Origin of the sequence: Caballeronia sp. LZ034LL, from assembly GCF_031451215.1 — a bacterium.
Classification (GTDB): Bacteria; Pseudomonadota; Gammaproteobacteria; order Burkholderiales; family Burkholderiaceae; genus Caballeronia.
This window is the reverse complement of sequence record NZ_JARUXR010000003.1, coordinates 14,300-27,046: the sequence shown is the minus strand read 5'-3', so window position 1 is coordinate 27,046 and position 12,747 is coordinate 14,300. Positions and strand designations below refer to the sequence as shown.

Annotated in this window: 11 protein-coding genes and 1 pseudogene; 7 read left to right on the top strand and 5 right to left on the bottom strand. The window is 63.4% G+C overall.

Annotation, left to right across the window (positions count from 1 at the left end):
- Positions 1-154: pseudogene (locus QCE83_RS21240) on the top strand (IS30 family transposase); the annotation flags it as partial.
- Positions 155-303: 149 nt separating this feature from the next.
- On the opposite strand, the gene QCE83_RS21235 reads toward QCE83_RS21240, so the two are convergent.
- Together QCE83_RS21235 and QCE83_RS21230 are read right to left on the bottom strand one after the other, a co-directional pair.
- A complete protein-coding gene (locus QCE83_RS21235; RefSeq protein ID WP_309815652.1) occupies positions 304-1,239 on the bottom strand; it encodes an aldose 1-epimerase in 936 nt (311 codons plus the stop codon).
- Positions 1,236-2,036: a phytanoyl-CoA dioxygenase family protein gene (locus QCE83_RS21230; protein WP_309815649.1), complete on the bottom strand. Its 801-nt coding sequence runs from the start codon at positions 2,034-2,036 to the stop codon at positions 1,236-1,238. Before QCE83_RS21230 ends, QCE83_RS21235 begins: the two co-directional genes overlap by 4 nt.
- Positions 2,037-2,249: 213 nt before the next feature.
- Here QCE83_RS21230 and QCE83_RS21225 point away from each other — a divergent pair, with 213 nt between their 5' ends.
- From QCE83_RS21225 to QCE83_RS21205, 5 genes are all read left to right on the top strand, one after another.
- On the top strand, positions 2,250-3,338 hold the full coding sequence (locus QCE83_RS21225) for a LacI family DNA-binding transcriptional regulator (protein ID WP_309815646.1): 1,089 nt from the start codon (positions 2,250-2,252) through the stop codon (positions 3,336-3,338).
- 117 nt (positions 3,339-3,455) lie between these two features.
- Positions 3,456-4,463 (top strand): ABC transporter substrate-binding protein, encoded by a 1,008-nt coding sequence (locus QCE83_RS21220; protein ID WP_309815643.1) that lies wholly within the window; start codon positions 3,456-3,458, stop codon positions 4,461-4,463.
- Between the two features lie 70 nt (positions 4,464-4,533).
- Positions 4,534-6,099: a sugar ABC transporter ATP-binding protein gene (locus QCE83_RS21215; protein WP_309815639.1), complete on the top strand. Its 1,566-nt coding sequence runs from the start codon at positions 4,534-4,536 to the stop codon at positions 6,097-6,099.
- The gene (locus tag QCE83_RS21210; protein ID WP_309815633.1) at positions 6,099-7,082 is read left to right on the top strand and encodes an ABC transporter permease; all 984 of its coding nucleotides are present in this window, start codon (positions 6,099-6,101) and stop codon (positions 7,080-7,082) included. Before QCE83_RS21215 ends, QCE83_RS21210 begins: the two co-directional genes overlap by 1 nt.
- A gap of 7 nt (positions 7,083-7,089) precedes the next feature.
- Positions 7,090-8,052, top strand: a complete 963-nt coding sequence (locus QCE83_RS21205; protein ID WP_309815630.1) for an ABC transporter permease — start codon at positions 7,090-7,092, stop codon at positions 8,050-8,052.
- A gap of 12 nt (positions 8,053-8,064) precedes the next feature.
- On the opposite strand, the gene QCE83_RS21200 is transcribed toward QCE83_RS21205, so the two are convergent.
- Positions 8,065-9,297 carry a YadA-like family protein gene (locus tag QCE83_RS21200; RefSeq protein WP_309815627.1) on the bottom strand — a complete coding sequence of 411 codons (1,233 nt, stop codon included), beginning with the start codon at positions 9,295-9,297 and terminating at the stop codon, positions 8,065-8,067.
- A gap of 342 nt (positions 9,298-9,639) precedes the next feature.
- On the opposite strand from QCE83_RS21200, the gene QCE83_RS21195 reads away from it, so the two are divergent.
- Entirely contained in the window at positions 9,640-10,659 is a 1,020-nt protein-coding gene (locus tag QCE83_RS21195; RefSeq protein ID WP_309815625.1) for a DUF1521 domain-containing protein, read from the top strand.
- Positions 10,660-10,917: 258 nt separating this feature from the next.
- Here QCE83_RS21195 and QCE83_RS21190 read toward each other — a convergent pair whose 3' ends face one another.
- Complete coding sequence (locus QCE83_RS21190) at positions 10,918-12,087, bottom strand: hypothetical protein (RefSeq protein WP_309815623.1); 1,170 nt, start codon at positions 12,085-12,087, stop codon at positions 10,918-10,920.
- 163 nt (positions 12,088-12,250) lie between these two features.
- On the bottom strand, positions 12,251-12,577 hold the full coding sequence (locus tag QCE83_RS21185; RefSeq protein ID WP_309815621.1) for a ribbon-helix-helix domain-containing protein: 327 nt from the start codon (positions 12,575-12,577) through the stop codon (positions 12,251-12,253).
- Positions 12,578-12,747 lie beyond the last annotated feature (170 nt).

Sequence of the window (12,747 nt, the reverse complement as noted above, 5' to 3'; positions counted from 1 at the left end):
GTACTTTCCAAAGGGCCAGCCTGTGGATCAATACTCGCAGGCTCAATTGAATGCAGTGGCCAAGCGACTGAATCAACGGCCTCGTCAGACGTTGGGCTTTATGAATCCAGCGGAAAAGCTGGCCGAAACGTTAGGGGTTGCGTTGACCGGTTGAATCCGCCGCTGCTTTCTTTGGTGACTTTCTTTGCAGCACGCAAAGAAAGTTACCCCCGCCCCGGGGAGGGGCAGTGCGAATAGACCGACGCGAAATCGGGAAGTTTACGAAAGCGCTAGCGAAAATCAAGAGCCCACCCGAGAAGGAACTCAATCAAATCGAGTGATCCACCTGAACGAAGCGCAGGCTAACTCGCCGGGCATCAACACCGCTCCGCCCTTCACAGCATGATCGACGGTATCGAGATTGACCCAATCGGCCACATTGCTTACTGGCTCGACACAGAGCAAATCCGGATACGCGGCAGGTGCATACACGACCATATGCGCAAAGCCAGAATCGGCAGAAAGCACAATTGACCGACGCTCATCGGGCCACTCAACAACGGCAGTGCGCGACCAGCAAGCATAGTTGTTGTCGAGATCGAAGGCATCGGCGGACATGCCATCTTGCGAGGCCATCGCATCCACGCTGGGATGCGCACCGGCATGCGTGGGCAGCAGATCAGAAGTGCTATGCCACATCGCCCCAACGCGTGCACGAATGCGCGTATCAAGCGTACGCGGATAGTACGGATGATGCCCCATGCCAAACGGCATAGGCCGATCGGCCAGATTGCGCAAGGACAGCGTGACGCTCAGGCTATTGGCGTCGAGTGTGAAGTCCTGCGCTGCTTCATAGGCGAACGGCCAGTGGTGGGCTGCTTCCGGAGAGGGCTCATGCAGCAAGACCAGCCGCGCCCGCTCGTCCGACACGCTGTCAACCCGCCACGGCAAACGCCAGGCATTACCGTGCAACGCGTGCGGAAACGCGTTCCCATCGCCGGACAGATCCACAACCGCACCTTGAAAAACGAACCGCGCATCGCGAATCCGGTTGCAGTAGGGCAAAAGCGGAAAGCTCGCCATGCCCAAAGGATCGCGCGCCGCCAGCGCCTCAGGCGTCGCAGGACGCAGCCAATGAACCGTCCGACCATCGCGGAATTCGTCGAAAGCGGCAATTGCGCCCCCAATGTCCGGCGCGAGCAGCACACGCCGCCCACCGTAACGCAACTCGACGAGCCGTACGGAAGCAGGCGTGCTCAATATGCGAACTGCCGGTAGTTTTCGTCGAAGGTCCGCGCCGTCTCATCCACTTGCGGATTGAAACGCAGCAGACGCCGTGCACGCGCGGGCAACGCGGCAAACACGTCGCGCGGTACGTCGATATGCACTTCGGGCCGGAAATACCAAGCCCGGCTGTAGCCGATCACGACCATCGGGCGCGGCTCACCGGTCAGGTTCGGCGTGCCTCGATGCAAACCGCGCACGTCGCGAATCATCACGTCGCCGACTTGCATCGGCACGCGCTCCGCCGGGAACCGCCCCGCTTCCAGACCCGCGAGCGCCTCGTCGCGAGACAGACGATGGGTGCCGCGCGTGGTTTCCAGCGGACCGTTGCTGTCGTCGACATCGACGAGCGGGAAGTTCACCGCGAGCTGGAAGGAAGGTGTCTCGGGCGCGTCGTCGAAGAGCGGCGGCGTATCGCGATGCCACTCCTGATGCACCGAGCCGAGCACCGGCGTGTCCGTGGCGAGCTGGCACATCACCGGATCCGGCCCGGCGACTCTTTCGACGATGCCCACGATGTCTTCGTCGCAAAAGATGGCCGGATCCGCGAAGCCGCCTTCGAACGGCAGCGTCACGTAATAGCGGCCCGGCCCGCGATTGCCGCTGGTCGAGGCTTCGCGCGCCTGCTCCACGTGCGGTTGCAGCAGCGGCGCGAAGGCGTCGCGCCACGCTTCGATCGTCGCGCGCGAAAAGTGATTGCGCAGCACGACAAAACCGTCCTGCTCGAACGATGCGGCGAGTGCGTCTCGCGTGCCTTCGTCGTACTTGCCCATGCGACGTCTCCTTATGCGTTGGTCAAAGCAGAATCGCACGCGCGTAATCGATTCGTCAATATTATTAGTAATAACCGGTGAAAACCCTGAGCCAATATGACCAAGAAATGCGTGCTTTCCGCAGCATTCATCACTAATATTAACGACAAGTTTCGCCCTGCCTGGCCTGTCGAACAACAGAAAAGGATCCAGCCGCCCGACCCGGCATGCACGATGAAAAAGACGACGCAACGCCGCCCGACGATGACCGACATCGCGAAACTCACCGGAGTCTCGCAGTCCACGGTTTCGCTCGTGCTGAACAATGCGAGCGGCGCGAAGTTCTCGGACGCGACGCGCGACAAGGTGCTGCGCGCGGCCCAGGATCTCGGTTATCGCATGACGCAGCGCGAGCCGGCCGAACCGCTCGGCAACGCAAGCGAACGCAACCTGATCGTCTATCTCGCGGATGAAATCTCGACGAGTCCGCATCCGGTCGTGAGCATCGACGGCGCGCGCGACGCCGCCTTCGCCCATGGCCGCATGCTCGCGGTCTATTCGACGCACGGCAATGCGGAGATCGAGGCGCGCGTGCTCGATGCGACGCTGGGCAATCCCGACGTGCTCGGCGTCATCTACGCCACCGTCTACACGCGCCGTGTGACGCTGCCGGCCGCGCTCGCCCGCGTGCCCACGGTGCTGCTGAACTGTTATGCGAACGGGGCGAACGTGTCCTCGGTCGTTCCAGCCGAAGTCGCGGGCGGCCACAGCGCGACCGATCACCTGTTGAGCGCGGGCCACCGGCGCATCGGCTATATCAACGGCGAGCCCTGGCAGGACGCCGCCCGCGACCGCCTGAAGGGCTATCGCACGGCGCTCGCCACGGCGGACCTGCCGTTCGCGCCGGAACTCGTGCGCGAAGGCGACTGGAGCCCGCACACCGGTTTCGAACAGACGCTTGCACTGATGCGCGAGCCGAACCCGCCCACCGCCATCTTTTGCGCGAACGACCTGATGGCGCTCGGCGCCATCGAGGCGCTCAAGCAGCTCGGCCTGCGCGTGCCCGACGACGTCTCCGTGCTCGGCTACGACGACCAGGAAATCGCGCGGCATACGCATCCGCCGCTGTCCACGGTGGTGCTGCCCAACTATGAACTGGGCCGCTGGGCGGTGGACACGCTGTTGCAGGAAGAAGAGAACCGCGCCGCGGGCGCGCCGGTGCGGCGCCGTACCGTGAAGATCGACGGACCGCTGATCGAGCGCGGCTCGGTCAGGGTCATCAGCGAAGCCAAGCAGCTCGCCATTAATAATATTAGCGATTGACGGTTAATAAAATCGCAACCGCGCAGCAGGAACGCAGAACACTCTCGCAGCAAGCAGACCGGGCAACACAAGCATCGGCATCACTAGAAAAAGGCAAACCATCCTATGGAGGAAGACATGCTGTCGCTAGAGAAGAAATCACGCTTGGGCCTGCGCCCGCTCGCTGCCGTACTCGCCACCCTGACGCTCGCCGCCGGCATCGGCGCGGCTCATGCCGCCGACGACGGCCTGCCGAAAATCCCGAACAAGAAACCGTTGAAGGTCGGTTTCGCGCAGACGGAGAGCAACAACCCGTGGCGTCTGGCCGAGACCAAGAGCTTCAAGGACATCGCCGCGAAGTGCGGCTGGCAGATGGTCATGACCGACGCCAACAGCTCGGCGGCGAAACAGGTATCGGACATCCAGAGCATGATCGCGCAGCACGTCGATCTGCTGGTGTTCCCGCCGCGTGAAGAGAAGCCGCTCGTGCCGGTGGTCATGCAGGCCAAGAAGGCGGGCATTCCGGTGATCCTGGTGGACCGCAACATCGACCAGTCGATGGCGAAGGCCGGCAAGGACTACATCACCTTCATCGGCTCCGACTTCATCGATCAGGGTCACCGCGCCGCCGACTGGCTCGTCAAGGCCACCAACGGCAAGGCGACCATCATCGAACTGGAAGGCTCGACGGGCGCATCCGCCGCGAATGACCGCAAGAAGGGCTTCGACGATGTCATCGCGAAGAACCCGGGCATGAAGATCGTGGCGTCGCAGAGCGGCGACTTTGCGCGCGACAAGGGTCGTCAGGTCATGGAGACGCTGCTGCAGGCGCATCCGGACGTGACCGCCGTCTACGCGCACAACGACGAAATGGCGCTCGGCGCCATCGCCGCGATCAAGGCGGCCGGCAAGCAGCCGGGCAAGGACATCCAGATCGTGACCATCGACGGCACCAAGGGCGGCCTCGAAGCCATCAAGGCCGGCGAACTCGGCGCGAGCGTGCAGTCGAGTCCGTTCTTCGGCCCGCTGGCCTGTGACGTCGCGCAGAAGTATGCGAAGGGCGAAACCATTCCGCCGTGGGTGAAGGTGTCCGACCGCTTCTACGACAAGAGCAACGTCGACGAAAGCATGCAGTACGGGTACTGAAGCGAAGTGTGTGTGTCTTGCGGGCGCCTGAAAGCGGGCGCTCGCTTTTTCATTTCGACGGACTCACGGCATGGCTCAGACTCCCCTTCTCGACATGCAGGACATCGACATCGCCTTCGGCGGCGTCGCCGCGCTGAAGCACGCGCGCCTCACGGTCGCCGCGGGCGAAGTGCATGCGCTGATCGGCCAGAACGGCGCGGGCAAGTCCACCCTCATCAAGATCCTGACCGGCGCTTATCGCAAGAGCGCGGGCACGGTGCGCTTCGACGGCCGCGAAGTCGATTTCCGCACGCCGAAGGAAGCGCGCGAAGCAGGCATCAGCACGATCTATCAGGAGATCAACCTGGTGCCGTTCCGCTCCGTTGCCGAGAACATCTTTCTTGGCCGCGAGCCGCGCCGCTTTGGCTTGATCGACTGGAAGAGCGTGCAGCGGCGCGCGTCGGAACTGCTCGAATCGTTCGGCTTGCATATCGACGTGAAAAAGCCGGTGCTCGATTACTCCACCGCGATCCAGCAGATGGTCGCCTTGGCGCGCGCCGTGTCGTCGGACGCGAAGATGGTCATCATGGACGAATCCACATCCTCGCTCGACGAGCGTGAAGTCGAACTGCTGTTCAGCGTGGTGCGCCGCCTGCGCGACGACGGCCGCGCCGTGATCTTCGTCTCGCATCGGCTCGATGAACTGTATGCGCTGTGCGACCGCGTCACGGTGATGCGCGATGGCCAGACCGTCGCCGAGAGCACGATGCAGGAGATGGACAAGCTCAAGCTCGTCACGACGATGCTCGGCCGCACGCTCGCCGCCGTCGTGCACGAGGACAGCGCGGTGAAGGAAGCGAATCTCGCGAAGCGCGGGCCAGTGGCGCTCGCCGCGCAAGGTCTGGCGGCAGGCGCGAAAGTGACCGACGTATCGCTCGATGTCCACGCGGGCGAAGCCGTGGGACTCGCGGGTCTGCTCGGCTCGGGCCGCACCGAGACCATGCGCCTGCTGTTCGGCGCGGACCGTCCCGCAAAGGGCACGCTGTCTGTGAACGGCGAGAGCGCTGCGTTCAAGTCGCCGAAGGATGCCATCGCGCGCGGCATCGCTTATCTGACGGAAGACCGCAAGGCCGAAGGCATCGTGCCGGAGCTGTCCGTGCGCGACAACCTCACGCTGGTCTGCCTGCCCGCGCTGACGAAACGCGGCGTCGTCGATGTCGCAAGGCAGCGCGAGATCGTCGATGGTTTCATCGAATCGCTCGGCATCAAGCTGCGTTCACCCGACCAGCCGATCCGCGAACTCTCCGGCGGCAATCAGCAGAAGGTGTTGCTGGCGCGCTGGCTCGCCACGCAGCCGCGCCTGTTGCTGCTCGACGAACCGACGCGCGGCATCGATGTCGGCGCGAAGGCGGATGTCGCGAAGATCGTGCGCGAGCTGCGCGATTCGGGGCTCGCGGTGCTGCTGTCGGCGTCCGAACTCGAAGAGCTGACCGCCGTGGCCGACCGCGCCGTGGTGATCCGCGACGGCGAAACCGTCGCGCAACTGGACGGCGCGCAGATGAACGAGGCCGCGATCATGGACGCCATCGCCTATGGCGCGGGCGAGCAATCGACGCTGGCGGAAGCCGTGGAAACGACCGCGCGAGGAAGCGAGTGATGATCGACAAGACCCAACCGGCCGGCGCCCTCGCGTCCGCTGCGCCGGCGAAGAAACGACGCGGCGTCGCGATCCAGCGCGAAATTGTCGTGCTGCTCGCGATGATCGTCTTCAACCTGATCTTCACGCAGCATTTCGTGTCGCTGCAGACCTTCAACGTGAATCTCACGCAGGTGGTGACGATCGTGATCGTCGGCATCGGCATGACGCTGGTCGTGGCGACGGGCGGCATCGATCTCTCCGTAGGCGCCTCGATGGCGATCGCCGGCGCGCTCGCGCCGATGCTCTTCACGAACATCGCAGGCCCGCTCGGCATCGTGCTCGCCTTCACGCTGCCGGTGCTCGCCGCCGCCGTGTGCGGCGTCTTCAACGGCTTTCTCGTCACGCGCCTGAACGTGCAGCCCATCGTCGCGACGCTCGTGCTGTTCATCGCGGGACGCGGCATCGCGCAAGTGGTCACCGACGGCAGCCTGCAAGCCTTCAACAATCCCGCGTTCCAGTGGATCGCGCTCGGCAAGGTCGCGGGCGTGCCGTTCCAGATCCTGCTGATGCTCGTGCTCGTCGCGGTGTTCACGTGGATCGTGCGCAAGACCCTGTTCGGCAAGTACCTGCTCGTGACGGGCGGCAACGAAGCCGCCGCCTATCTCTCAGGCATCCCGACCACCCGCGTGAAGATGCTTGCCTATACCGCGTGCGCCGCGCTTGCGGGGCTCGCCGGGCTGATATCGATCTCGGTGAATTCGTCGTCGGATGCGAACGTCGTGGGCCTGGGCGTGGAACTCGATGCCATCGCGGCCGTCGCCGTGGGCGGCACCGCGCTCACGGGCGGCAAGGCCTATATCACCGGCACGCTGATCGGCGCGCTGATCATCCAGCTGCTGCGCTATACGTTGCTCGCGCACGGCATTCCGGACGCCGCCGCGCTCGTGCTGAAGGCCGCGATCATCATCGCCGCCGTGTACGTGCAACGCAAGCGAGGCTGAGCCGCTCATGAAAAAGAACCTGCCCATCCTGATCGCGCTGGCCGCGCTGCTCGTGCTCGGAGTCACCCGCTACGAGCATTTCGCCGACGCCTACAACATCACGTCGTTCTGGCGCTACAACTCGATGTTCCTGCTGATCTCCATCGGCATGGCCTTCGTCATCATCACCGGCGGCATCGATCTCTCGGTCGGCGCAGTGGCCGCGCTGGCGAGCGTCGTCGCGGCGCTGGCGAGCGGACATGGCGTCGTCGCCGGCGTGCTCGCCGGCTCGCTTGCGGGCCTGGCAGTGGGCGTGCTGAACGGACTCGTCATCACGCACATGCGCATCCTGCCGTTCATCGTCACGCTGGCGACAAGCCTCGGCGCACATGGACTCGCGCTGCTGCTCGGCCATAACGACGCCGTCGCCATTTCGTCCGATGCGAACTTCGCCGCCTTCGGCCAAGGGGATTTTCTCGGGCTGCCGATTCCGGGCATCGTCTGCGCGGTGGTCGCGGTGATCGGCTGGCTGGCGTTGCGCAGTTCGCGCTTTGGACGGCATGCGCTGGCTATCGGCGGAAGCGAGGAAGCGTCGCGTCTGATGGGGCTGAACGTCGATCGCACGCTCGTCTTCGTGTATGCGGTGAGCGGCCTGCTCGCGGGCATCGCCGGCGCGATCCTCGCCGCGCAGTTCGGCGCGGGCCAGCCGAACGAAGGCGTCGGCTGGGAACTGTTCGCCATCTCCGCCGTGGTGCTCGGCGGCACGCGGCTGACCGGCGGCGAAGGGTCCATCGCGATGACCATCGCCGGCGTGGCGCTGCTCGGACTCGTGTTCAACCTCCTCAACTTCGAGAACGGGCTGGGCTATATCTCGTTGTCGGCGTACTGGCAGTCGGTGATACGCGGGCTGTTCCTGTTGCTCGTCATCGTGTTGCAGGCGCGCGTGCTGAAGCGCGGCGTCGCGACGAAGACGCCGCCGGTCGCACGATGAACCACGCGGCGCTCAGGCCCGCAGCACGATGCCGATCCCCACACGCACAATCGTGCTGTTGCCGCCGGCAGTGGACACGCCCAGGTTGTAGTTGATCGTGCCCTTCTGGTTCCAGCGCGACAAGCCGATGCCAAGCGCCGACTGCCCGCGATAACTCGCGAGACCCGCATTGACCGTGGTGCGTCCCGGCAGATACGGCGTCACGATATTGAGCGCCGCCGCCGATGCGATGCCGCGCCGCGCGACCCGGTCCACATCGTCGATGCGGCTGTTCACGCCGCCTATCGCATTGTTCATCTGTCCGAGATTGACGGCGTCCGTGGCCGCCGTTCCCGGCGCGACGTTGGTGATCTGCCGCTCGTGTCGCGCGCCGCCGACCGACACCGTGTTCTCCCGATCCGCAAGCGAATCCGCGCCCAGCGCCACTGAATTCGCCGCGCTTGCCACAGCGCCGTTGCCGATCGCGCTCGACCGCGCACCGCTTGCCAGTGAATCGTTACCGATGGCAAGGCTGTTTGCGGCCGTGGCCTGCGCCGCCTGTGAAACCAGAGCGTGCGCCGTGATGCCGTTCAGCGTCGCGGGAGGGGACAGGGTCGCGGACTGCTGCGCTTCATTGTTGCTGTCGTGACTGTCCGACCCTGAAGCGTCTGCCGGTGCAGCGGCGAGTGCGGTCTCATCGGTTTCGCGGACCTCCGCAAGCGAGACCGCGCGAAACACTTTCTCGGTGGCCACCGGGCGCGCCGCGTCGGCGCGAGGCTGCGAACGCACCGGGCCGGCCGGATGCACCGGAGCACGCTTGCCGCTTCTTTGTCCTGGCGCCGCTGCATAGGACCGCACGGCGCCCGGCAGCGGCTTGAGCCTCTGCTTGCGCCACGCGGCGCGCTTGCCCGGCGTGGATCGCTTCGAAGGCTTCGCGGCTTTGACAGTCGTTGTTTTCGACGCGGCGGAGGGCGTGGCATCGCTCGAAAAGCGCATGCTGACGCGTGCCTTGCGAGGCGATCGGGCGGGCTCGACTGTGGGCTCTACTGCTGGCTCGGGTGCCGTCTCCACCGCCCTGGACGCATGCACGCTTTGAACATTCACCGTCGGGAACACGTCCGTTAAATCGCTCTTTGCGACGGCCATCGAGCTCGCGCCCGCGAGGCCGATCAGTGTCAATGCCCTGACCGTGCCCGTCAGCGCGTGACGCATCGCTGCCGCGCCTGATCCTTCCATGCCGGCCGGATTGTTGTCATTCGCCTGCATCAGGCACGGCTCCCTTCCTTTGACGCTGATTGCCACTCTCCACTCCTCACTGGATAAATCATTTCCTCGAGAAGCGCACCGTGCGCTGCTCGCCTGATATCAGTAAGTTCAAAGAATAGTCACGCAATCCTTGCAAAGGTGGTACCCGGTAATCACCAAAATACGGAAAGCTATCAAGTTCAAATTCTTATGCCGATGTTATTGCGATAACTATGTAGCACCCGCGTCCGGTTATCGAAACTTAAACTTTGCTCGCAGATTTGAAAAGGAAGCGACTCCATGTCGCACTTGCTCAACTGCATGGAAAGATCACCATAACCTTCGCTCAATCAGGACGTTCTTATGACTTTCTCACTCATGGCAAATTCGGCAGTCAATATGCAAACATCGTTTCCGCCGCTTCCGCCGCGGATTCCGGGCCGGTTCGGCGGCGGCTTCTGCAACGGGCCTGCCATGCCGCCCGCATGCCAGCCCGCGCCGATTCCGATGCCGATGCCAGCACCCGTGCCCCCCTTCTGCGGCGGCGGCTATCAGACGTCGAGCTATAACAACTTCTCGCAGCAGACCTATAGCGATCCGTCCAATTACTATCAATCGATGGCCTCGCAGAATTATTACTCGCTGAATTCGCCGATGGGGAGCATGTCCTCATATCAGTCATTCAATTCGATGTTCTCTAACCAGGCGCCGCAAGGATCGTACGGAGGCGGCAATTTCAGCTATTCCGACTTTCAGCGCAGTACGTCGATGAACCAGGCGCAAGGACCGAACGGAGGCAGCAACTTCAGCTATTCCGACTTTCAGCGCAGCACGTCCATGAACAGCTACCAATGCCCGCCGATGCCCCCGACGCCGCCGGCACCGCCGGCGCAATGCTGGTCCGATACGGGCGTGAGCGACAACAAGGGGTCGATTGATCTTGGACAGTACAAGATCGACCTGGACAAGTCGAATTCGTCGATGTTGCTCACCGACAAGGCCAACAATATCTCGACGAAGCTGTGGGGAGATCCGCACATTGATTTCAATTCGGGTTCGGACAGCCAGACGAGCGGCATGTTCAACGGTTCCATGACCTTCGATCTGCCGGATAACACCACCATCGGCGTGCACACGCAGCCGAGCGACGGCGGCGTTTCGTATGCGGACGGCCTGACCATCACGCGAGGCAACCAGGCATACAGCGTCACGGGCTTGAGCGAAAAGAACCCCGCTGGCCTCAGCGTGCAAAAGAGCAACGGCTTCGCTGAGCTGCAGAACCTGCCGCAGGACGGCCCGCGCCTGATGGCAACCGGCTCGGGTACGGGCTGGGTCAACGAACAGAGCCATCAGATGGCCAGAGCGTCCGACTTCAGCGCCTGAGTGTCCATTCGATCCTACTGAACTGACCTGCACGGAGACGACGGCGCTCGACGCCGTCGTCTCTTTTTCATTTCCTCTTGGCCCGAGGGCCGCTTCGTGCGGCCTGATCGACATTACGCATCGGCGAGCAACCGTTGAGTGGATCCGCTGCGTACTCTCTGATTCATCGCGCGACCTGAAAACGAGTAGCGCACTGCAAGAGACTTGCAGTGCGCTTCGACGCCGTGTTGCGTCACGGCGCATCAACAACCCGCGAGATCAGTCGCCGCCGCCTCCATCACCGCCGCCCGCATCAGCGCCGCCGTCAACGGCACCGCCGCCTGGGTCGCCGCCACCGCCCATATCACCGACGCCGCCGCCCGTATCAACCCCGCCAGTCCCTTCCCCCGTATCCTGGGAATCGGGGGGAGTGTTGACCTGCAGATTGTCCTCCGTCTGGTCACGTTCCGGTGTGCCGTTCGTGGTCTGCTGACCAGGCTGGCTCCCATTCGCATTGCCCGTCGAGCCGCCGCCTCCGCCCCCTCCACCGCCCATCTTCGGCATCATGCCTCCCAAAGCATTGGCCATTCCGCCTAAGCCACCGCCTAAGCCGCCGCCTCCGCCACCGGTACCACCGCCTCCAGCAGCCTTCGGCGCCGCGCCGCCCGTACCACCGCCACCAGCGGTCTTCGGCTCCGCGCCGCCCGTTCCGCCGCCACCGCCGCCGCCAGCAGCCTTCGGCGTCGCACCTCCTCCGCCGCCGCCACCGGCCGCGTTCGGCATCGCTCCGCCCGTTCCGCCCGCTCCGGTCCTGGCTGCAGTGCCTGCGCCGCCGCCGTTCATCAGTGAGTCGATGACCTTCTTCACCTGCGAGCCAATCGCGTCTGCAAGTCCAGCTGGACCGCTCGCCGCTTGCTTGCCCGCTTGACCCGCGGTCACCGGAACCGGCTGCGGCGCGGGCTGCGGTACGGCCTTCGGTGCCGGTTGCGGTGCAGGATTGCCCATCATCGCAGTCTGCGCTGCCGTGTTCGGCGCGGGCGGCGCGGCCGTGCCCCCCGGGCCGGCAGGTACGCCGGTGTTGCCCATCGTTAGAGGAGCTTGTCTCATGGCCATCGTATCCGCAGGCCCGCCGTCTCCCCCCGCTTGAGGAGCCGGTTGCTGCGCCACAGGCCCTTGCTGCGCATCTCCGCCACCCTGCAGCATCTGCTGGACCGTGTTCTTCACGACCTTGTCGATCTGGTCTGCAATTTCAGGCGGAAGCTCGCTTTTCCCGGGACCTGCCGCGTACTGCGTTGGAATCGAAGCGGGTCCGCCTTGCCCACCGAGGTAGTCGTTCAGCGAATCCTTCACGGTCTGTCCGATCTGCTGCATCAACTCCGGATCCATCCGGGATTGCATGGCCGGAAGACCGCCCATGCCGCCGCCGTCGCCCGCAACCAAAGGCATCATGCCCATTCCGGGCGAACTTACATTTCTCACTGACATAAAGAAAGCTCCTATTGAATAAACGATGCATGCGTACTCATGCGATATCCTGAACATCGCACTTCGGCCTTTCGATTCGAGAATGTCTGTCGATCTTCGCTCCTTCGCAGCCTGGACTGCGCACAAATCACAAGCCTGCACCGGCTCCCAGAATCTTTAGAAAATCATCGGGCTCACCCGATGAAGAAGGCTGGATTCTCTTGATCATCTCGACCACGCACACCACCCTCAGATAGCCTGTGAAGTTCTTCACTTCGTGAACGCTCAGGTCCATCTCCAGCGCCCACTTCGACACCAGCTTTCCCACCGTGACCGACTCGCGTTCCGCAAGCGTCTCGATGATTCGCCAGTAGACTTCTTCGAGCCGGACGCAGGTCGCAAAGCCATTGATTCTCATCGACCGCTGTCGCGGCACGATCCAGGTCGAACTGATTTCGCAAGCTTGCTTTTTCACGATTCCAGAGCCCGATGACGTTCAGATAACTTGCCAGGCTCCGGCATAACAATCGAAACACCGGGAAAACACCTACCTGAAATATCCAGATTCTTATTCCATTGTTTTTTCATGCGGATACACCGTCTAATAAGCTTTGCCTCCGGCGCATACTTTTGTACGCACCCGCA

Excerpts from the sequence above, each read along its gene's own strand:
- QCE83_RS21190 (WP_309815623.1), bottom strand. The coding sequence starts at position 12,087 with ATGATGCCTTTGGTTGCGGGCGACGGCGGCGGCATGGGCGGTCTTCCG.
- QCE83_RS21200 (WP_309815627.1), bottom strand. The coding sequence starts at position 9,297 with ATGCAGGCGAATGACAACAATCCGGCCGGCATGGAAGGATCAGGCGCG.
- QCE83_RS21195 (WP_309815625.1), top strand. The coding sequence starts at position 9,640 with ATGACTTTCTCACTCATGGCAAATTCGGCAGTCAATATGCAAACATCG.
- QCE83_RS21220 (WP_309815643.1), top strand. The coding sequence starts at position 3,456 with ATGCTGTCGCTAGAGAAGAAATCACGCTTGGGCCTGCGCCCGCTCGCT.
- QCE83_RS21210 (WP_309815633.1), top strand. The coding sequence starts at position 6,099 with ATGATCGACAAGACCCAACCGGCCGGCGCCCTCGCGTCCGCTGCGCCG.
- QCE83_RS21230 (WP_309815649.1), bottom strand. The coding sequence starts at position 2,036 with ATGGGCAAGTACGACGAAGGCACGCGAGACGCACTCGCCGCATCGTTC.
- QCE83_RS21215 (WP_309815639.1), top strand. The coding sequence starts at position 4,534 with ATGGCTCAGACTCCCCTTCTCGACATGCAGGACATCGACATCGCCTTC.
- QCE83_RS21205 (WP_309815630.1), top strand. The coding sequence starts at position 7,090 with ATGAAAAAGAACCTGCCCATCCTGATCGCGCTGGCCGCGCTGCTCGTG.
- QCE83_RS21225 (WP_309815646.1), top strand. The coding sequence starts at position 2,250 with ATGAAAAAGACGACGCAACGCCGCCCGACGATGACCGACATCGCGAAA.